The sequence below is a fragment of the Actinomadura physcomitrii genome (genome assembly GCF_008923205.2).
Classification (GTDB): domain Bacteria; phylum Actinomycetota; class Actinomycetes; order Streptosporangiales; family Streptosporangiaceae; genus Spirillospora; species Spirillospora physcomitrii.
In genome coordinates, this window is record NZ_WBMS02000001.1 from 75893 (window position 1) to 95924 (window position 20032).

Consider the following 20032-nt stretch of genomic DNA (forward strand, 5'->3'; position numbering starts at 1 on the left):
CCCCCCCCCCCCCCCCCCCCCCCGTTTTTGTGGTGGGTGGGTGTTGTTACCCCCCCCCCACCCCCCCCCCCCCCGCCACAAGTCAACGTCAGGGGAGGTCGCGGACCTGCTCGATCACGCCGGGCATGGCGGCGTTGTTCGCGCTGATCCAGTCGAGCAGGACGGCGATCTGCTCGTCGGTGTAGCCCGCGAGGCGCTCGCGGAACACGCGGGCGATGGGCTCGAAGTACTCGCCGAACCGGGCGACGTTCTCCGGGACGAGCTCGACGATCACGCGGCGGCGGTCGTCGGGGTCGCGGGTGCGCTTGACGTAGCCGGCCTTCTCCAGCCGGTCGATCACGGCGGTGATGGCGCCGCCGGTGGTGATGCCCATCAGCTCGGCGAGCCGGCCGGGGGTCTGCGGGCCGTCCAGGGTGAGGGCGTTGACGCACTGCGCGTCGGTGACGTTCATCCCCGCCTTGCTCGCGGTCGCGTGGTGCAGCAGCACGGTGAACATCGTGGAGCGCTGCATCGCCGCCTGCAGCTCCGCCGTCATCCGCTCGCGGTCCGGGTTCGCCACGCCCCACCTCTCGTCTTCTTTTCTCTGATATAGAGAGGCTCAGTCTAATGGTCCGCGCGCGGCGCGGACCAGCCGGGGGTCGCGGCCTCCGGCTGTGTCGCAGGAGACACCGCTGAGGAACCGGAGGGGAACGGAGCGCCACTAAGCTGGTTTTTATTAGGACCACTAAACAGGCGGTCCGCTCCTGGCCCCGGATCCCACGAAGGTTCGGGGCCGCCCCCTATCCGGCCCTCAGGCACCTCACCCGGCATGCGCCTCCCCGGCGACCTCCTTCGCCCACCGGTAGTCCGCCTTCCCGGCCGGCGACCGCTTCATCTCCGCGACGAACGCGTACACGCGCGGCACCTTGTACCCCGACAGCTCCTTGCGGCAGTGCGCGTCCAACTCCTCGGGGGCCGGCCGCTCGCCCGCCGGCTGGATCACCGCCGCGACCCGGTTGCCCCACCGCTCGTCCGGAACGCTCGTCACCACCGCGTCGTACACGCCCGGATGGCCCTTGAGGACGGCCTCGACCTCCTCCGGGAACACCTTCTCGCCGCCGGTGTTGATCGCCTGCGACCCCCGCCCGTAGACGGCGATCGTCCCGTCCTCCTCCACCGTGGCGATGTCGCCGGTGAGCAGCCACCGCTTCCCGTCGACGACCGGGAACGTGCCCGCCGTCTTCTGCGGGTCGTTGTAGTAGCCGTGCGCGATGTAGCCCGTCCGCGCCACCTGCCCGATCACCCCGGACCCCGGCTTCACCGGCTGGAGCGCGTCGTCCAGGACCGTCACGTTCTCCACGTCCGGCGCGAACTTCAGGCCCTTCTCCGGCGTCGAGCCCGCCGTCGCCTCCGCCGTCGAGCCCGACTCCGTCGACCCGAACCGGTCCAGGATCATGGCGTTCGGCAGCAGCCGCTGGATCCGGTCGCGGACGGTCCCGGTCAGGATCGCGCCCGTCGACACGAACGCCAGCAGCGACGAGGTGTCGTACCCGCCGCGCGCCAGCTCCTCGGCCATCGGGATCGCCATCGCGTCGCCGGTGATCGTCAGCGAGTTGACCTTCTCCCGCTCGATCGTCCGCCAGATGTCCGCCGCGTCGAACTTGCGCGCGTAGACCAGCGTGGCGCCCATGAACCAGGCGATCCACGTGGCCATCTGCGCCGCGCCGTGCATCAGCGGCGCGATCGGCATCATGATCATCGGCCCGCCGTTGCGGGCCAGGTCGACGACGTCCTCCGGCTTGTTCGGGCGCGGGAACGTCGGGTTCCAGAACGCCAGCAGCATCTGCTCGGTCGACCACATGACGCCCTTCGGCATCCCGGTCGTCCCGCCCGTGTAGATGATGTAGGTGTCGTCGGCGGAGCGGGCCGGGAAGCCGCGCGTCCCCGGCTGCGCCGCCAGCGCCTCCTCGTAGCGGACGGCGCCGTCGATCGACGGCGCGCCCCCCACGGCGACCAGGTGCGCCAGCTTCGGCGCCTCCGGCACCGTCGCGGCGACCCGGTCCTCGAACTCCACGTCGTACAGCAGCGCGACGCTGTCGGAGTCCTTGTAGATGTAGAGGAGCTCGTTCTCCACGTACCGGTAGTTGACGTTGATCGGCACGGCCCGGATCTTCAGCGCCGCGAGCAGCGCCGCCGCGTACTCGACGCCGTTGTACAGCTGCATCGCGACGTGCTGCCCGGGCCGCACGCCCGCCGACTCCAGATGGTGCGCGAGCCGGTTGGCGTGCTCGTCCAGCTCGGCGTAGGTGAGCCGCCGGTCGCCGCAGACCACCGCTACGCGGTCCCCGATCGCGTCCGCGACTCCTTCGAACAGGTCAGCGTGGTTGTACTCCATCGGACGTCCTCCGGAGGTCTGGTCGCGCCTAACGGAACACGGACAGGAAGGGGACGCGGAGCCTACGGCTTCTCGTCGCCGACGATCCACATCGCGAAGAACTGGGCGCCGCCGCCGTAGGCGTGCCCGAGGGCGCGCCGCGCCCCGTCCACCTGGTGCTCGCCGGCCTGCCCTCTGACCTGCAGCGCCGCCTCGGCGAACCGGATCATCCCGGACGCGCCGATCGGGTTGGACGACAGCACGCCGCCGGAGGCGTTCCACGGGATGTCCCCGTCGAACGCGGTCGCGCCGGCCTCGGTGAGCTTCCAGCCCTCGTTGTCGCCGCAGAACCCGAGGTTCTCCAGCCACATCGGCTCGTACCAGGAGAACGGGACGTACACCTCGGCGCAGTCCAGCTCGCGGCGCGGGTCGGTGATGCCGGCCTGCCGGTACACGTCCGCCGCCGCGTCCTTGCCGCCCTGCGGGCTGACGCTGTCGCGGCCCGCGAACTGCATCGGCTCCGACCGCATCGACGTGCCGTGCACCCAGGCGGGCTTGCCGGGCGCCTTCTTCGCCGCGTCCTCCGAGGCCAGCACCATCGCGCAGGCGCCGTCGGACGACGGGCAGGTCTCCAGGTAGCGGATCGGCTCCCACAGCATCGGCGTCGACTCGACCATCTCGCGGGAGATGCCGGGGATCTTCAGGTGCGCGTACGGGTTGCGCAGCGCGTTCTGCCGGTCCTTCACCGCGACGAGCGTGCCGATGTGGTCGGGCGCGCCGGACCGCGCCATGTAGGCGCGGATGTGCGGCGCGAAGTACCCGCCCGCCCCGACGACGAGGGACGTCGTGAACGGTCCGTTCACCGTCAGCGCCCACGTCGCGTTCGACTCCGACTGCTTCTCCCACGCGATCGTGAGGACCCGCTCGTGCACGCCGGACTGGATCAGGTTCGCCGCGACGATCGCCGTGGACCCGCCCACCGAGCCGGCCGTGTGCACCCGCATCAGCGGCTTGCCGGTCGCGCCGAGCGCGTCCGCCAGGAACAGCTCCGGCATCACGACGCCCTCGAACAGGTCGGGCGCCTTGCCGACCACGACGGCGTCGATGTCCTTCCAGGTCAGCCCGGCGTCGTCGAGGGCCCGGCGGGCCGCCTCGCGCAGCAGGCCCGCCATCGACACGTCCAGCCGCTTGGTCTTGTACTGGGTCTGCCCGATGCCGATGACCGCACAGGGGTTAGCCATTCTTCTTCTCTCCCGACATCACGCAGACGAGGTTCTGCTGCAGGCACGGGCCGGACGCGGCGTGCCCGAGCGTCCGGGACGCCGTCCCGTCGTGGACGCGGGCGGCGGCCTCGCCGATGCGGATGAGGCCCGCCGCCATCACCGGGTTCGCCGACAGCGCCCCGCCGGACGGGTTGACCGTCACGCCGTCGCCCAGGCCGAGCGCCTCCCGCAGGATCAGCTCCTCGTGGCTGAACTGCGCGTGCAGCTCCGCGACCTCGACCCCGGCCGCGCCGGCCTTCTCCCCCGCGATGCGGGCGGCCTCGGACCGGGTCAGGTCCCGGACGCCGAGCGCGTGCGGCTCGGTGCGGTGGTCGATCCCGGTGATCCACGCGGGCCGCTCGCACAGCTCCCGCGCCTTGTCGCCCGCCGCGAGGACGATCGCCGCCGCGCCGTCGGTGACGGGCGCGACGTCGTAGGGGTGCAGCGGCGCCACGTCGTAGTCGTCCCCTTCGGGGTCCGGCAGGTGCAGCGCGAACGGGTTCTCGCGGCCGGACGCCCGGGACCGCGCCGCGACGGCGCGCAGGTCGTCCTCCTTCGCGCCCGCCTTCTCCAGGTACGCGCGGGCCTGCATGGCGGCCATCGACACCTGGTCGACGCCCAGCGGGGCCAGCGTGTACGGGTCGAGCTGCTTGCCCATGATCGCCCGGAGGTCGCCCTGGGACGACTTGCCGAACCCGTACACCAGCGCGGTGTCGGTCTGGCCGGTCTGGAGCTTCACCCACGCCTCGTACAGCGCCCACGCCCCGTCCATCTCGACGTGGCTCTCGGAGATCGGCGGCCACGCGCCCAGCGTGTCGAGCGCGGACACGAACGCGAACGGCGCGCCCTGCAGGTAGTCGCACGAGCCGGAGCAGGTGAACCCGAAGCGCGACAGGCCCGTCCGCTCCTTGATCTCGGTGATCACCGGCAGGACCATCTCGGTCTCCGCGATCCCCTGGTCCTCGCCGCTGTGGTGGCTCTGTGCGAACGCGACGACTGCGACATCACGCATCACATGAAGTCCTTGATCTCTTCGAAGGGGACGTCGGGCTCGTCGATCGGCTCGAACCACCTGATGTTGGCCATCGACCGGTCCCACTCCTCGCGGGGCCGCCACGCCGCCTTCACCCGCATGCCCATCCGGACCTGGTCGGCCGGGACGCCCGCGATGAGCGTCAGCATCGTCAGGCCCGCACCGTCCAGCAGGACGTAGCCGGACACGAACGGCACCTCGGGGGCGCGCGGGTCGGGAATGTTGTTGACCGCGAAGGTGGTGACGGTGCCGGTGTCGGGCAGTTCCACCTCCTCGGTCGTCGGCACGCCGTCGCGCGTGCAGAACCCCTTCATCGGGACGATGACCTTCTCGCACACCGGGCAGCGCTGCCCGATGATGCGGCCCTCCGCGATGCCCTCCAGGAACCGGTCGAGCGCCCTGCCGCCCTTCAGCCGGTACCCCAGGCTCCCCGGCGAATTGATCATGGTGACCTCGGGCAGGAAGCACTCGATGTCGCCGATCGTCCCGGTCCGCTCCGCGCGGTACTTCGGCCGCACCCGCATCCCGGTCTTCAGCACCTTCGGCGGCTTCGCGCCCGCCTCGAACACGCCGAGGTCCAGCGCGTGCAGCAGCGCGGTATCGGCGCCGTCCGGGCGGATCAGCGCCCACGCGAACGGCCGGTCGAACGGATGCTCCGCGGCCGGGTTCGGCACCCACGACCAGGTCGTGACCGTGCCGGCCGGGCCGACCTCGACGAACTCGCCGGTGACGTCCTCGCCGGTCTCCGGGTCGTACTCCGCCGGCGGGACGAGCACCCGGCCGGCCGCCGTGCGGACGCCGACCAGCCGGCCGTCGCGCAGTTCGCTCAGGAAGCGCCCGATCACCGGGCCGACCGAGCGGGTGTAGCCGCCGGGGAACTCGACGACGTGGTTGACCGTGGTTTCAGATGGCACTGTCGCGGTCCTTCCAGTACGGGTCCCGCAGCTTGCGTTTGAGCAGCTTGCCGTTGGGTTCGCGCGGCATGGTGTCGATGAAGTCGATGCTCTTGGGCCACTTCATCTTCGCCAGCCGGCCCTCCAGGGATTTGAGGATCTCGGCGGCGAGGTCAGGGCCGGGTTCGGCGCCCTCGGCGGGCTCGACGACGGCCTTGATCTGCTCGCCCCACTCCTCGTCGGGGATGCCGAACACCGCGACGTCGGCGACCTTGGGGTGCAGGGTTATCTCGTTCTCGATCTCGGCCGGGTAGATGTTCGCCCCACCCGAGATGATCATGTCGGCCTTCCGGTCCGACAGGAACAAGAACCCGTCCTCGGTCAGATACCCGATGTCGCCGACCGTGAAGAACCCGCGCAGCCGGTTCTTGCGCGTCTTGTCCTTGTCGCCCTTGTACTCGAACTCGACCCCGGCCATCTTCATGTAGATCGTGCCGTGGGTCCCGGCCGGGACCTCGTTGCCGTCGTCGTCGACGATCAGCAGCTCACTGATCGGCCACGCGTTCCCGACCGTCCCGGGATGGGCGCGCCAATCGGCCGGGCTGGCGATCGTCCCGCCGCCCTCGGTGGCGGCGTAGTACTCCCAGATGCAATCCCCCCACCAGTCCAGCATCTGCTGCTTGATCGGCACCGGGCACGGCGCCGCCGCGTGGATCGCCCACCTCATCGACGACACGTCGTACTTGGCGCGCACCTCCTCTGGCAACGCCAGCAGCCGCTTGAAGTGCGTCGGGACCATGTGGGTGTTGCTGACCCGATGCTCCTGGACCAGCTTCAGCGTCTGTTCGGCCTCCCACTTGTCCATGTAGACCAGGGTGTGGCCCATCTGCAGCGCCGTCCCGCCGAACTGGGTGACCGCGGTGTGGTAGTTCGGCGACGTGATCAGGTGCGCCTGATGCTCCCCGCCGGCCGGCCGTCCCGGCGCCATCCCGAACAACGTCAGCAGAAACGTCATCAGCTCAGCGCTGTCATCGGGATCGATCCCGGTCAAAGCACGCTTGACGCCCTTCGGCCGTCCCGTCGTGCCGGACGTGTAGTGCATCGTCGCGCCGGCGCTGCGGCCCTCCGGCAGCGTGTCCGGCCGCCCGTCCACCAGCTCGGCGTAGGGCCGGAAACCCGCGACGTTCCCGAACCCGAACCGGCGGTCCGCCTCCAGGGCGGCTTCGTCGGCGGCGCGGACGCCCTCGGTGGCGTACCGCTCGTGCACGAAGAACGCCTTGGCCTCGCTGTCGGCGACGATGTAGCCGATCTCCGGGCCGGTCAGATGCCAGTTGATCGGCGTGTAGTACCAGCCCGCCTGCAGCGCCGCCAGATACAGCACCAGCCCCTCGACACCGTTCGGGACCAGCCCGCAGATCCCGTCACCGTCCTTGAGCCCGAGCTCGCGGAGCCCGTGCACCAGCCGGTTCGAACGGGCCAGCAGATCACCCGCGCGGTACTGCGTGCCGTCCGGATCGACGGCGGCGACCCACTCGGGATCGGCCTGCGCCAACCGCCAAAACCCCAACGACCCCATCGGATCTCCCTTGCGTGATCACGGTGAGCACCGCCTGCCGGCGGCGCCCGGCGACCAAAGTAGATCACGTTCTCGTTTTGCGGAGCAACCCCTACCGGTAGCGCATCGCCTTAACTAGAATCTGTTCTTGTTTTGCCCATCGCAGGAGGACCTCCATGGCCGAGCTGCTGCCGATCAGCACCGAGCACTGCACCGTCGAGCGGGACGGCGGCGTCGTCATCGTCACGATGAACCGCCCCGAGGCGCGCAATGCGCTCAGCACCGCGATGCTGGTCGGCCTCGCCGACGCCTGGGCCTACATGTCCGACACCCCCGAGGTCCGCGTCGGCATCCTCACCGGAGCCGGCGGCACCTTCTGCGCCGGCGCCGACCTCAAGGCCATGTCGCAGCCGCCGTCCGACCCCCGGGTCGCCGAGCGCGCCGCGCGGATCACCGACTACCACTGGAAGGGCCTGCTCCGCGACGGCCGCCCCACCAAGCCGCTCATCTGCGCCATCGAGGGCCACGCCGTCGCCGGCGGCACCGAACTCCTCACCGGCACCGACCTGCGGGTCGTCGCCGAGGGCGCCACCCTCGGCCTCTTCGAGGCCAGGCGCGGCCTGTTCCCGATGGGCGGCTCCGCCGTCCGCCTCCCCCGCCAGATCGGCTACGCCGCCGCCCTCGACATCCTGCTCACCGCCCGCGAGGTCACCCCGCGGGAGGCCCTCGCCATGGGTCTGATCAACAAGATCGTCCCGGACGGCACCGCGCTCGCCGCCGCCCGCGAGATGGCCGACCAGATCGCCGCCTGCGCGCCGCTGTCCGTCCAGGCGATCCTGCGCGCCGTCCGCGAGACCGAGCACCTCCCCGAGGAGGAGGCCCTCAAGGTCTCCGACGAGATCGGCTGGCCCGTCTTCGCCACCGAGGACGCCAAGGAGGGTTCAAAGGCCTTCAAGGAGAAGCGCGACCCCGTCTACCACGGCAAATAGAACTTCCCTCGCGAAAGGGACGCCGTCCGCACAGCGCCGGTGCCCCGTCGCTCCGGCGCTGTAGGCTCCGGACACATGAGCGCAGAACCGATCGAGCACCTTCCAGCAGAAGCGGCGGCCGAGCCGTACGAAGTCATCCACCTGGGCGGTGAAGCCGCAGCGGTGGTCCCCCTGCACGACCTCAGGCGGATGAAGGCACTCGAACGTCTCGCGTCGGCCGATGCCCTCGAGGAGGCCGACGCCGAAGCGATGTACGCGCAGTTCCGCGAATGGGAGGCGGCGGGTCGACCGGGCGCGATGTCCCATGAAGAGGTCACGCGCTTCCTCCTCGGGGAAGCCGAGTGAAGATCGAATGGTCGCCTACGGCCAAGAAGACCGCAGCACGGTTCATGCGCGATCAGGACGGCATGCGCCGACTGGTGGCCGCCATCAACCTGCTGGCGGACGAGCCCCGCCCTCCGGAAGCCTTCATCCGGGGCGAGTACCACCGCCTCCGGGTCGGGCCCTATCGCATCATGTACCTGATTCAGGACCAATTGGTCACGATCGACCACATCGACCGGATCGCTGAGCAGAGCGAATAGCCGCTCGCGCATACATCAATGACCGGTCCGGGCACTCGGCTACACGGCGCGGGGGCGGGCGGGTCAGTTGGGGCGGGGGGTTTCGGTGCGGAAGGTGTGGCCCAGTTCGGGGCCGAGGCCGAAGTAGTGGCGGAAGTTGTAGATGAGCGGGCTCCACTCGGCCGGGTCCACGTGCTGGGTGCCGGGGACGACGATGCACGGGTCGGCGTGCACCCGCAGGACGTCGGCTTCGACGATGACGAAGCCGCCGGACGTCCCGGGACGCACCCGTGCGGCGCGGGCCTCCAGTTGCAGCGGGCATTCGGCGACGCGCGGCGGCCCCACGGTCTCGGACGGCGCGGGCCGCAGTCCGGCGGCGGCGAACTTGTCGCGCTCGAACCGGAAGAAGCCCGCCTTGGCCGCGGGCACCGGGTCGCGTCCGGTCAGCGGCGCCAGCCGCTCCACGGCCCGCCACTGCTCCGGGCCCGGCACGTTGATCACCAGTTCGGGGCGCTGCTCGAGGTTGCGCGCGGTCTGCCCCTCGGCGCCGAGCCCGAGCACGACCGTCCGGCCGAGCGCCCAGGCCGACGACATCGGCGCGAGGTTGGCCGTCCCGTCCTCGTTCTCCGTCGACAGCAGGACGACGGGCGTGCCGAAGTAGAGGATGCTGGGCTCGATCGTGATGTGGGCGGTCTGCTCGGCGGCTGCGGCTTCCATGAGCCGCAGCGTAGGCCGCGATCATTTCGACGCCGGCCGAAGGATGCGCGCGCGGCGGCGGCCGGAGCGCCGTGCGCCCCGGCCGCCGTCCCCGCCCCGGCGGGGGTCAGCCCTCGGTGATCGTGTTGAGCCGCTCGATCGCCTCGACGTACTCTTCGATCAGGTCGTAGACGACCTGGGCGGCCGGCTTCACCTGGTTCATGGAGCCGACGATCTGGCCGACCGGGAAGGTGACCAGCTCGCCGTCGCCGGACCGGGCGATGCGCGGCAGCGCGTCGGCGATCAGCATGAACTGCATCGGCATCGGCAGGTAGCCGGGCGACTTCTCGCTCTCCCACGCCTCGGTCCACGCGGTCTTGAGGAACCGGGCGGGCTTGCCGGTCCAGGCGCGGGACCGGACGGTGTCGCGGGAGGTGGCCGCGAGCAGCTTCGGCAGCGCGCGCTCGGGGGTGTCGGCCTCGTCCACGGTCAGCCAGATGGATCCGGTCCAGACGCCGTCGGCGCCGAGCGCGAGGCCGGCGGCCATCTGCCGGCCGCGGCCGATGCCGCCCGCCGCGAGGACGATGGTGTCCTCGCCGACCGCGTCCACGACCTCGGGGATCAGCACCATCGTGGACACGTCGCCGGTGTGGCCGCCGGCCTCGGTGCCCTGCGCGATGATGATGTCCACGCCCGCCTCGACCTGCTTGCGGGCGTGCCGCGCGTTGGAGGCCAGCCCGCCGACCTTGACGCCGTGCTGGTGGGCCAGCTCCGCGACGTCCGCCGGGGGCGGGCCGAGGGCGCTCGCCAGCAGCGCGATCGGGTGCTTGAGCGCGATCTCGACCTGCGGCCGGGCCGTCTGGTCGGTCCAGCCGAGCAGCACCCGGCTCGCGCTCTCGGTGGACGGCTCGACGCCGTGCTCGGCGAGCAGCTCCTCCAGGAACCTGCGGTGCTCGGCCGGGATCATGCCCTGGAGCTTGCCGACCAGTTCCTCGGCGTCGCCGAGGTCGGCGCCCTCGTACTTGGCGGGCATCACCACGTCCACGCCGTACGGCTTGCCGCCGACGTGCTCGTCGATCCACTTGAGCTCGAGCTCGAGCTCCTCGGGGGTGAAGTACAGGGCGCCGAGGACGCCCATGCCGCCGGCGCGGCTCACCGCCGCGACGACGTCGCGGCAGTGACTGAACGCAAAGATCGGGTACTCGATGCCGAATAGTTCGGTGACTCGTGTCCGCACAGCTTCGACCCTAGGCGCGTCCGCACAAAACTGCAACAGGTTCTAGTTGACTAGAATTTCCAATCCCCGCAGACAGGCCGGTCAGCATGGGCAAGGTGCTCTAGAACACGTATCAGCGAGGGTGGAGGCATGCGAAGGCCCCGCGGCCGGAAGCGGCGGCGGGGCCCTGCAGCAGGTCGTTCAGCGGCGGCGCGACGGCAGCCGGCGCTGGCGGCCGTCGGACGGCGCGCGCCGCGGCTGCGGCTTGGCGCCCTCGGACGGCGGCACGACGGGAGAGTCCGCGGCGCCCGCGGGACGGGCGGCGGCGCGGGCCGCGAAGGAGCCGGGCGGGGCGGCGGCGGAACCCGGCGCGGGCGCTCCGGGCGCGCCCGGGGCCGGGGCGCCCGGAGCCGGTGCGCCGGACGTCGCGGAGGCCCCCGGGGCGCCGGGTCCGGCCGGGGGCGCGGCCGGGACCGCGTCGCCGAACTTGCCGTCGGGCCGGCGCGGCGCCTCGACCGGCGGCGGCGTCCGGTCGCGCATCAGCCCGAGCAGGCCGCCGGCCAGCAGCATCACCAGGCCGAGGAACACCGCGGCGGCCGGGACGTAGCTGCGCACCAGGTCGATCTGCAGGGCCGTCTTGTCCGACATCGAGACCAGGCCCCGCTGGTCCTTGTCCAGGGTGATCAGGTCGGCCTGCGCGACGAGCATCTTGCCCTTGCCGTCCGGCGTCTGTACCCAGCTGCGGATGTTCTCGCGCTGCTTGACCGGGATGCCGGTGCGCGGGTCGACCCACATCGTGTTGTAGGCCTCGGTGTAGCGGTCGACCTTCTGGTCGCCTTTGTCCGCGGGCAGCCCGAGCATGCTCGCCGGCATCTTGGTGTCGAGCGAGGCGGTCTTGGTCAGCGGGATCTGCTGGGTGAACCGGTAGGTCGCGAGGCCGTGCACCCGCTCGACGGCGCCGAACCGCATCGGCGCCTGCTGCTTGGTGGTCATGTCGAAGAACGGGTAGTCGCGCTTCTGCACGTCCCCGATCGGGAACAGCAGCCCGTACCCGGACATGCGGACGGTGCTGTCGCCCTCGACGTTGGCGCCGCAGCAGTTGACGAGGACGCCCGTCCGGCGGTCGAACGCGATCCGGAACTTCTGGATCTGCACCGGGGTGTCGGGCTTGGCCTGGTCGTAGATGTCGGTGGTGGAGTCCCAGACGGCGATCTTGTTGTTGCCGCCGTTGGCCCGCACGTCGCCGCGGATGGTGTTGTTGGCGCGCAGCGTGACGCCGTTCTTCAGCTTCAGGTCGGACTGGTCGAAGTAGGTGCTGTTCGGCGACTCCAGCCGGGTGACCTGGTAGCGGTTCAGCGGGGCCTGCACCACCTGGTCGGCCACGTAGAACCGGACCATGGGCGCGAGCGCGAGAAAGAAGGCGCCCAGGCCGATCAGGATCAGGCCGACCACCGGTCGCCGCATGAACACCTCCGGGACTGCGGTCCGTCTCCCCGGGCCGTGAGGCCGGAATCCGGCGTGCCCGGCCAGGCTACCGGACGTACCGAACCCGCCGTCCAATAGCACCGACCGTCATTGCGAATCCGAAGAATCCTCCCATATCGGCCAGGGCGCGGGGGCGTGGTCGGCGCATCCCGGCCGGGCCCGCCGGCAAGCCTCCCGGCGACCGCGTACCGGCCGGTAAGCTCCGCCTGTACTCCCCGTGATCCGTGAGGATGCCCATGGACTGGCCGGCAGCTGCCTCGGCGCCCGATCAGGACGGCCCCGCCGTCCCCGGCCAGGGCGCCGTGCCCGGCCGGCGCGCCGTGCCGGGGCACCGCGCCACGTTCGGCCGGTGCATCCGGCTGTTCAGCGCGTTCCGGCGCGAGGGCACCGACCCGGAGTACTTCTACGGCCTCATGGCGCAGGACACCGTCGCGCAGCTCAGCACGTACACCCGCCTGGACGGCGCCACCGTCATCGACGTGGGGACCGGGCTCGGCCGGTTCGCGCGCGGGCTTGAGGACGCAGGGGCGCGCTGCACCGGCATCGACCACGACATCAAGGAACTGACCGCACTCGGTCCCCCGGCACCGAACACGCTCGTCGCCAGCGCCCTCGCCCTGCCGTACCGGACGGGCTCGGTTGACGTGTGCTTCTCCTCCAATGTCCTGGAGCACGTCCCGGACCCGTGGCGGATGGCCGGCGAGATGGTCCGGGTGACGCGCCCCGGCGGGCTGGTGTTCCTGTCGTTCACCAACTGGCTGTCCCCGTGGGGCGGCCACGAGACGTCGCCCTGGCACTACCTCGGCGGCGACCGGGCGGCCCGCCGGTACGAGCGCCGCACGGGACGCCCGCCGAGGAACCGGTACGGCGAGAGCCTGCACCCGGTGTCGGTGGCGGCGGCGCTCGCCTGGGCGCGCGGCACCGCCGGCGTCGAGGTCGTGGCCGCGGTGCCCCGCTACCTGCCGCGCTGGGCGTCCGGGATCGTCCGCGTGCCGGGCCTGCGGGAGATCGCGACCTGGAACCTGCTGCTCGTGCTGCGGAAGACCGGCCCGTGAGACCGGCGCCGCCGCAGGCCGCCGGGCCCGCCCCGCCGCCGATCTCCGGGCACCAGGACGCGCTGGACGGCGTGCGGGCGCTCGCGGCGCTGGCCGTCCTGGCGTTCCACGTGGCGAGCGCCTCGGGGGCGATGACCCGGCAGGGCGGCTCCGGCTGGCTGTTCAACGGCGGCCAGGTCGGCGTGCCGATCTTCTTCACGCTGTCCGGCCTGCTGCTGTACCGCCCGTGGGCGGCGGCGGTGCTGGACGGGCGGGCGGCGCCGCGCGTCGGCGGGTACCTGCTCAAGCGCGCGCTGCGGATCATGCCCGCGTACTGGGCGCTGATCGTGGTCTTCATGGTCACGTCCGCGCGCGCGCACCTCGACGACCCGCCGACGTGGGGCTCGCTGCTGACGCTGACCCAGACGTACCTTCCGGACCCGTGGTGGGGCGGCGGCCTCGGCCCGCCCCGGATCGGGCAGACGTGGAGCCTGGTGGTCGAGGTCAGCTGGTACGCGCTGCTGCCGCTGACGGCGCCGCTGCTGGCCTGGTACGCCAAGCGGGTCCCGACGCGCGACCCGGGCGTGCGGGCGAAGCGGCTGCTGCGCGCGATCGGCGTGTACGGGGCGCTGTCGTTCGTCTACGTGGTCTTCATGTTCGTGCCGGACCGGCATACGCAGATGGGCCTGTGGCTGCCGCACTTCTTCGTTTGGTTCGCCATCGGCATGGCGATGGCCGTGGTGACGGTCTGGGCCCGGCTGGACCAGCGGCGCCCGGTCGCGGCGATGTGCCGGGCCGTCGCCGACTCGTGGGGCGCGTGCTGGGCGGCGGCGGCGATGCTGTACGTGGTGGCCGCGACCCCCGCGACCGGCCCGTACACGCTGCAGACGCCGGACGCGCTGTGGACGTCCGTCCTGCACCTGGTCGTGTTCGGGCTCGTCGCCGCCGCGCTGGTCGCGCCGATCGCGTTCGCGCCCGCCGGGCACCCGGTGATCGAGGGGGTGCTCGGCAACCGGGTGATGCGCTTCCTCGGCCGGATCTCCTACGGCGTCTTCCTCTGGCAGATGATCATTCTTCTGGGCTGGTACGACGCGGCGGACCGGATGTACCGGGGCCATGTCCTGACGGATCTCCCCCTGCTCGCGGCGGCGTCCATCGCAGCGGCGACGGTGAGCTACTACCTGGTGGAGAAGCCGGTGACGGCGCTGCTGCGCCGGCGCCCTCCCCGCGCCGGCCGCGGCGTCCGCGACGATCCCGGCCGGACGGTCCCGGACCCGGTGGCGCCGCGGGCGCGGACCCGTTCCCGGCGGGCCCCTGCCCGGGGGCGGCCCAGCTGAGCTCGATCCGGCCGCCGGACCCGCCGCCGGGTCCGCCGCGCGGCCGGGGCCGCCACAGCTCCACCGCGACCCGTCCGACGATCACCAGCCCGAGCAGCTGCGGCACGACGTCGCCGAGCAGGCCGTCCGGCTTGGACGGGTTGTCGAGCAGCCCGAACCGGTTCCCGGCGGCGAGGCAGCCCGCCCCGGCGACCATGGCGAGCACGACCGTCCAGGAGGACGCGAGGGCGCGCAGCGGCCAGGCGCGCCCGGTCCTGGCCCAGCCGCAGACGACCGCGACGGCGGCGGTGACGGCGAGGCCGGGGATCCCGGCGATCCAGCCGCCGAGCGCGGCGGCGAGGCCGATCGCGGCCCAGGCGGGCCAGCCGGTCCCGGCGACGAGGGCGCGGCCGGACGGCCCCGGTCCGCGCCGCTCCCGCGCGGGCCAGACCGCTACCAGCAGCAGGACGAGCAGCAGGTTGAGCCCGGCGACCACGGCGATCCGCTGCGACCGGTCGGGGGTGTAGGCGAGCCGGACGACGCCCTTCGTCCCGGCGGGGACGACCCAGCCCTGCTTCCAGCCGTCGAGCCGGACGGGCCGCAGCGCCCGGCCGCCGGCGGTGGCGCGCCAGCCGGTGTTGAAGTTCTCGTTCACGGTGAGGAACGAGGTCTTCGCGGCGTCGACCTCCAGCTTGCGGGAGCTCGATCCCCAGTCCAGCACTTTGACCGGCTGCGGCGCGTCCGCGTCCGTCCCGGCGGCCGTGCCGCTGCCGTTCGCGAGCGCCTGCGGGCCGACGGTGACGGTGTCGATGCGGTAAGCATCCAGCGGCACTGAGGTGAGCCGATTTTGCCCGGCCTTCAGCGGCGCCTGCCGGCAGGCGGCGAACCGCAGCGGCCGTCCGGCGAGCAGGTCGCCGAAGGTGCCGGTGGCCTTGGTCTGCACGGTCGTCCCGTCCACCCGGATCTTCGGGCCGTACCCGCAGGCGAGCCTGAGCGGGTAGTCCGACACGTCCGGCAGCGGCTTCACGCCGGGGATGACGAGGTCGGTGAGCTGGACGGGCCCGACCCGGTCGCCCTGGAGGAACGTGATCGTGACCCGGTCGGTGGTCATCGGCGCGAACGACAGCCGGCCCAGCCCATCGGACAAGGCCTCGCGGTACTCGCCGTTCTGCCCCTCGATCCGCACCCGGACCGGCCCGGACGCGCCGGGCGGCCGGCTCAGGGTGAGCTTCGACAGCCGCTTACGGCCCTTCCACTGGACGGAGATGGCGGGCGTCTTGTCCCGGTCGGCGGCGACCCAGGTGGTGGACGGGTCGCCGTCGAACGCCGACCGGGCCTGGTCGGCGGGGTGGTCGGACTGGACGGAGGTGGCGGCGACGAGGGGCTGGCCGGTCACGGCGGTGTACTGGGCGATCAGCCGCTCGTCGGTGAGGGCGGCGGTCCCGGTGAGCGGCGCCTTCCCGGCCACGGCCGAGGTGAAGGCGCGGTCGAAGCCGTCGCCCTCCTCGTCCCCGCTGGCCAGGCTCGGCGAGCACACCCAGCGGGCGCTGCCCTGCATGCATTCGGACGTGCCGCCGGGCGCCCGGCTCATCACGTAAGTGGCCTGGCCCTTCACCCCGGACGGCGCCGGCAGCGTGTACGTGCGGGTCGGGTGAACGCCGCCGATGCTCAACTCCGACACCCCGGCGCGGGCGAACGCGGGCACCGCCGGCTTGGTCGCCAGGCCGGTGATGCGCAGCTTCAGCCAGCGGCTCGTGCCTTCCGGGGCGCGCAGCGGCTGGGCGGCGGAGGTCTGCTGGACGTCCTGCTCGACGGTGCCGTTCTCGGTCTGCACCGCGACCCGCGCGACGGCCGGGCCGAGCGTGGAGTCCTGGTCGAACACGGCGGACAGGTCGCCGACGTCGCGGGGCCGGTCGAAGTCGATCCGCAGCCACTGCCCGACCGGCCCGTTCCAGCCGCCGGTCTGCCAGGAGGTGAACGGGTCGCCGTCCAGCGCCGCGTACGGCTCGGCGCCGGGCTTGCGGGAGTGCGGGATCGCGTCGTCGGCCGCCGCCGACGACGACGCGGTCACGTCCCGGACCCCGCCGCCGTAGACCACGCGGGTGGTGTACCGGTTCCAGCCCTTGTCCAGGACGTCGGTGGCCTGCCCCCGGTGCGCCTGCGTCAGCGTCGGCGAGGTCTGGTGCAGCTCGCCGTAGTTGCGCTTGAGCAGCCGGGGCGAGTCGGTCACGACGGGCTCGCCGCCCAGGTCGCGGGCGTCGTCGTCGAGCAGCACGGGCCCAGGCGGCAGCGCCCGGTCGTCGGCCATCGCCAGCAGCGACTCCGGCCCCCCGTACACGCGCAGGGCACCGGACGCCTCCGACAAATTCGCCACGTCGTCGGCGCCGGAGACCTCGTAGACCTCCAGCGCCGGATACCGCTGGTCGGTGGCCGACACCGCGTCGTCGACCAGGTCGCCGCCGACGGGCGCGCCGAAGGCGGCGGCGCGGCGGATGCCGGGCGAGTCGGCGAGCGCCTGGTGCAGCCGGGCGGGCCAGGCGCCGCGCAGCGTCTCGCGGCTCAGATCGTTGCGGACCAGCAGGTATCGCACGCCCATCCGGCTCAGGAACGCCGCCAGGCCCGGCGAGCCCTGCCCGGAGCGGACCTGCAGGTCGATCGCGTCCAGCGCCCGCGTGTACCCCGGCGACCCGGCCGGGACGAGCTGCCGCACGCCCCAGCGGGCCGTCAGCAGCGGCTGGACGATGTCGTCCATCGGCCGGCCCCAGAGGTACTCGCCGAACGGCGCCCCGGGCAGCGCGAGCACGCCCTGCTGCCCGGCCCGCGCGTTGATCCACGACGCCGCGTCCCGCCAGTACTGCGGCACCTTCGGAAAGGAACCCGGCCCGGTCAGCCCATTCGACACGGCGGTCGCGCCGATCCCGGCGAGTGCGACCAGTGCGATGGCGGGCACGCTCAGCACGGCGCGCAGCACGCCGCCGAGGACGGGCCGGCGTTCGGCGGCCAGGCCCCGCACCCGCGCGCGCGCCGGCTTGCGGACGGCCACGACGAGCAGATGCGCGAGCCCGAGCGCAAGCGGCAGCCGGACCACCGCGTCGAACTTGTGCAGGTTGCGCAGCGGCGCGAGCGGACCGTCCAGCAGGTCCCGGGCCTGCGCGGCGAACGGCCCGGGCAACTCGCTGAGATGGCCCATCGTGATGACCGCGACCCCGGCCAGCAGCGTGAGCAGCAGGAACGTCCGCTCCGGCAGCAGCCGGCCGAGCAGCCCGGCCAGCCCCAGCGCGGCGATCACGCCCGTGCACACGACCGGCAGCGCCCCTGTCGACAGGCTGTGCCCGACCGGCCACCAGATCTGCCCGTCGACGATCAGGTAGTTCACCCAGCGCTCGGCGCCCCGGAAGATGTTGATCAGACCGGTCGGCGCGGTCGTCGTGTCGGCCTTCTCGGTGTAGGTCAGCCACGAGAACCCGTACGTACCGGTCAGCAGCAGCGGACCCAGCCACCACGCCATCGCCGCGCCGGACGCCGCCGACCACCACGCCAAAAGCCGGACCCGGAACGACCCGCGCGGCCGCGTGACCAGATACACCAGCGGAACGATCAGCACCGCGACCGTCGCGGTCGCATTGATACCGCCGCAGCACGCGACCGCCAGCCCCGACCGCGCCGCCGCCCGCACCCGACCGCCTTCCCCGGACACCGCGGTCACCAGCGGCAGCACGATCCACGGCAGCATCGCCACCGGCATGTACTCCGAAGAGATCTGCCCGAGCGTCGCCAGCGCGTTCGGTGCCAGCGCGTACGCCATCGCCGCGATCAGCCGGCTCGTCGGCCCGCCGATCCCCAGCCGGCCCGCCAGCCGCCACGTCCCGGCGAACGCCAGGCACAGCAGCAGCGACGTCCAGAACCGCTGGGTGATCCACGGCGGCATCCCGACCAGGTGCCCGAGCGCGTAGAACGGGCCCATCGGGAACAGGTAGCCGACCGCCTGGTTCTGCAGCTGGCCGAACTGCTCGGCGTCCCACAGGTGCAGCGCGCGGCCGAGGAACCCCAGCGGGTTCACCGCCATGTCGATCTTGGTGTCGGCGAGGATCAGACCGGGCCGCGTGCCGAACGCCAGCGCCGTCAGCGCCAGGCAGCACGCCGCGACGCGCAGCCGCTCGCGCAGCAGGCCGGCGGCGTCCGGGCCGTCCGGCGGGCGCGGGCCGGCGGCGGGCGGACGCGGCGTGCCGGCGCGCGGCGGGCTCGCCTCTCCGACTGCCATGCTCGCCCCTTCTGCTGCCGCCCCTTCGCTGACGTTCCCCGGCGCGGCCTACTCGAGGTCGCCGCGGGCGGCCTCGCCGGTGGAGCGCGGCCGGCCGAGCAGCCGCTCGACGGTGGTCGCCTCGCGGACCTCGCGGACCTCGCCGGGTCCGGCGAGCAGTTCGTCGCGCACCGGGCCCTCCACCACGCGCAGGTGGACGTCACCGTACCGGTGCACGACCTGTGCCCGGTCATCGGCGGTGGACGACGACCCGGCCCGCACGGCCGCCTCGACCAGCTCCGCCATCCGCGCGGCGGTCCGCGCCCAGTCGAACTCGGCCGCCCAGGCCCGGCAGCGCGCGGCGACCTCCTCGCGGCGGCCCGGCTCGGCCAGCTCCTTGAGCGCGCGCTCCACCACCTCGGCGGGCTCGTCGTCCGGCCCGACGAGCCAGCCGGTGACGCGGTCGCGGACGGCGTCGCGCAGCCCGTCCACGTCGAACGCGACGGACGGGACGCCGAGCGCGGCGGCCTCGATCACGCTCAGCCCCCAGCCCTCGCCCTGCGAGGTGCTGATGTGCAGGTCGGCGGTGGCGACCAGGGCGGCCTTGACGTGCTCGGTCACGTAGCCGTGCGCGACCGCGACGCCGCGCAGGCCGCGCTCGTCGATCCCGGCGGCGAGCGCGCCGGCCTCCGGGCCCGTCCCGATGATGTGGAGGCGGAGCCCGGGATGCCTGTCGGCGAGGCCGCGGGCGAGGTCGAGGAGCAGGCCGAGCCGCTTGTGCGGGACGAGCCGCGTCACGCAGACCAGCTGCGGGTGCCCGGTGGCGACGGCGCCGTGCACCTCCGGCGGCGGGTCGGAGCCGTTCGGCACGACGTACACCGGGCCCGTCCACGCCAGGCGTTCCCGTACCGCGCGCAGCGTGGACGGCGACACGACCACGTAGGCGTGCCTCCGGTACGTCCAGCGGCTCACGGGCCCTTCCAGCATCCGCCCGATCCAGGCCATCCACGGCGGGAAGTGGACGCCGAACTGGGCGTCGTGCACGTGGTGGATCACGCAGAGCACCGGGACGCGGCGCGGCAGCGCCCACGGGGTGAAGAACGGGATGCCGTTCTGGCAGTCGATCACCGCGTCGAACCCGCCGCCGCGCCTGAACCGCCGCCGCAGCAGCCACAGCAGGACCAGCGGGTACACCGTGAACCGCCCGCCGAGCCGGACGACGTCGACGCCGTCGACGTGGGTCCGGCGGGCCTGCCCGGGCGCCCGGGACGTCACGTAGTGCACGCGGGCGCCGCGTTCCGCCGTCCGGCGGGCGATCTCCCACGCGTACCGCTCGGCGCCCCCGGCGGCCGGATGCCAGGGATCGCGCCAGTTCACGACCGCCAGCCTCAAGGGTC

At 72.7% G+C, this 20032-nt stretch carries 15 protein-coding genes and 1 pseudogene; 5 read left to right on the forward strand and 11 right to left on the reverse strand.

The window, feature by feature from the left end; translation table 11 throughout:
• Positions 1-88: 88 nt before the first annotated feature.
• From F8568_RS00360 to F8568_RS00385, 6 genes are all read right to left on the reverse strand, one after another.
• On the reverse strand, positions 89-559 hold the full coding sequence (locus F8568_RS00360) for a MarR family winged helix-turn-helix transcriptional regulator (protein WP_202124335.1): 471 nt from the start codon (positions 557-559) through the stop codon (positions 89-91).
• Positions 560-799: 240 nt separating this feature from the next.
• Positions 800-2374 carry an acyl-CoA synthetase gene (locus F8568_RS00365; protein ID WP_151589972.1) on the reverse strand — a complete coding sequence of 525 codons (1575 nt, stop codon included), beginning with the start codon at positions 2372-2374 and terminating at the stop codon, positions 800-802.
• A gap of 62 nt (positions 2375-2436) precedes the next feature.
• Positions 2437-3594: a thiolase domain-containing protein gene (locus F8568_RS00370; RefSeq protein WP_151589974.1), complete on the reverse strand. Its 1158-nt coding sequence runs from the start codon at positions 3592-3594 to the stop codon at positions 2437-2439.
• A complete protein-coding gene (locus F8568_RS00375) occupies positions 3587-4627 on the reverse strand; it encodes a thiolase domain-containing protein (RefSeq protein WP_151589976.1) in 1041 nt (346 codons plus the stop codon). The genes F8568_RS00370 and F8568_RS00375 overlap by 8 nt, the downstream gene beginning before the upstream one ends.
• Complete coding sequence (locus tag F8568_RS00380; protein ID WP_151589978.1) at positions 4627-5562, reverse strand: Zn-ribbon domain-containing OB-fold protein; 936 nt, start codon at positions 5560-5562, stop codon at positions 4627-4629. Before F8568_RS00380 ends, F8568_RS00375 begins: the two co-directional genes overlap by 1 nt.
• Positions 5552-7117 carry an acyl-CoA synthetase gene (locus F8568_RS00385; RefSeq protein ID WP_151589980.1) on the reverse strand — a complete coding sequence of 522 codons (1566 nt, stop codon included), beginning with the start codon at positions 7115-7117 and terminating at the stop codon, positions 5552-5554. Before F8568_RS00385 ends, F8568_RS00380 begins: the two co-directional genes overlap by 11 nt.
• A 155-nt stretch (positions 7118-7272) precedes the next feature.
• Between F8568_RS00385 and F8568_RS00390 the strand changes: the two genes are divergently transcribed.
• From F8568_RS00390 to F8568_RS00400, 3 genes are all read left to right on the forward strand, one after another.
• The gene (locus F8568_RS00390) at positions 7273-8085 is read left to right on the forward strand and encodes a crotonase/enoyl-CoA hydratase family protein (protein WP_151589982.1); all 813 of its coding nucleotides are present in this window, start codon (positions 7273-7275) and stop codon (positions 8083-8085) included.
• A gap of 75 nt (positions 8086-8160) precedes the next feature.
• Complete coding sequence (locus F8568_RS00395) at positions 8161-8430, forward strand: hypothetical protein (RefSeq protein ID WP_151589984.1); 270 nt, start codon at positions 8161-8163, stop codon at positions 8428-8430.
• A complete protein-coding gene (locus F8568_RS00400; protein WP_202124336.1) occupies positions 8427-8669 on the forward strand; it encodes a type II toxin-antitoxin system RelE family toxin in 243 nt (80 codons plus the stop codon). Before F8568_RS00395 ends, F8568_RS00400 begins: the two co-directional genes overlap by 4 nt.
• Positions 8670-8732: 63 nt before the next feature.
• Here the strand turns inward: F8568_RS00400 and F8568_RS00405 are convergent, their stop codons facing one another.
• From F8568_RS00405 to F8568_RS49290, 3 genes are all read right to left on the reverse strand, one after another.
• Positions 8733-9365, reverse strand: coding sequence for a flavin reductase family protein (locus tag F8568_RS00405; RefSeq protein ID WP_151589986.1), 633 nt, complete (start codon positions 9363-9365; stop codon positions 8733-8735).
• A 106-nt stretch (positions 9366-9471) separates the two neighbouring features.
• Positions 9472-10581 carry an NAD(P)H-dependent flavin oxidoreductase gene (locus tag F8568_RS00410; protein WP_151589988.1) on the reverse strand — a complete coding sequence of 370 codons (1110 nt, stop codon included), beginning with the start codon at positions 10579-10581 and terminating at the stop codon, positions 9472-9474.
• Between the two features lie 180 nt (positions 10582-10761).
• Positions 10762-12024 (reverse strand): DUF3068 domain-containing protein, encoded by a 1263-nt coding sequence (locus tag F8568_RS49290; protein WP_151589990.1) that lies wholly within the window; start codon positions 12022-12024, stop codon positions 10762-10764.
• Positions 12025-12281: 257 nt separating this feature from the next.
• Between F8568_RS49290 and F8568_RS00420 the strand changes: the two genes are divergently transcribed.
• Complete coding sequence (locus F8568_RS00420) at positions 12282-13100, forward strand: class I SAM-dependent methyltransferase (RefSeq protein WP_151589992.1); 819 nt, start codon at positions 12282-12284, stop codon at positions 13098-13100.
• Positions 13097-14416: an acyltransferase family protein gene (locus F8568_RS47560; protein WP_160573447.1), complete on the forward strand. Its 1320-nt coding sequence runs from the start codon at positions 13097-13099 to the stop codon at positions 14414-14416. The genes F8568_RS00420 and F8568_RS47560 overlap by 4 nt, the downstream gene beginning before the upstream one ends.
• Positions 14417-15470: 1054 nt before the next feature.
• On the opposite strand, the pseudogene F8568_RS47565 reads toward F8568_RS47560, so the two are convergent.
• Positions 15471-18656 (reverse strand): annotated as a pseudogene (locus tag F8568_RS47565) (alpha-(1->3)-arabinofuranosyltransferase domain-containing protein); the annotation flags it as partial.
• A 48-nt stretch (positions 18657-18704) separates the two neighbouring features.
• On the reverse strand, positions 18705-20027 hold the full coding sequence (locus F8568_RS00435) for a glycosyltransferase family 4 protein (RefSeq protein ID WP_236008223.1): 1323 nt from the start codon (positions 20025-20027) through the stop codon (positions 18705-18707).
• Positions 20028-20032: the final 5 nt, after the last annotated feature.

What these genes read in the sequence shown, in the direction of transcription:
- F8568_RS00405 (WP_151589986.1), bottom strand. Translation starts at nt 9,365, where the DNA reads ATGGAAGCCGCAGCCGCCGAGCAGACCGCCCACATCACGATCGAGCCC.
- F8568_RS49290 (WP_151589990.1), bottom strand. Translation starts at nt 12,024, where the DNA reads ATGCGGCGACCGGTGGTCGGCCTGATCCTGATCGGCCTGGGCGCCTTC.
- F8568_RS00395 (WP_151589984.1), top strand. Translation starts at nt 8,161, where the DNA reads ATGAGCGCAGAACCGATCGAGCACCTTCCAGCAGAAGCGGCGGCCGAG.
- F8568_RS00375 (WP_151589976.1), bottom strand. Translation starts at nt 4,627, where the DNA reads ATGCGTGATGTCGCAGTCGTCGCGTTCGCACAGAGCCACCACAGCGGC.
- F8568_RS00390 (WP_151589982.1), top strand. Translation starts at nt 7,273, where the DNA reads ATGGCCGAGCTGCTGCCGATCAGCACCGAGCACTGCACCGTCGAGCGG.
- F8568_RS00420 (WP_151589992.1), top strand. Translation starts at nt 12,282, where the DNA reads ATGGACTGGCCGGCAGCTGCCTCGGCGCCCGATCAGGACGGCCCCGCC.
- F8568_RS00370 (WP_151589974.1), bottom strand. Translation starts at nt 3,594, where the DNA reads ATGGCTAACCCCTGTGCGGTCATCGGCATCGGGCAGACCCAGTACAAG.
- F8568_RS00365 (WP_151589972.1), bottom strand. Translation starts at nt 2,374, where the DNA reads ATGGAGTACAACCACGCTGACCTGTTCGAAGGAGTCGCGGACGCGATC.
- F8568_RS00385 (WP_151589980.1), bottom strand. Translation starts at nt 7,117, where the DNA reads ATGGGGTCGTTGGGGTTTTGGCGGTTGGCGCAGGCCGATCCCGAGTGG.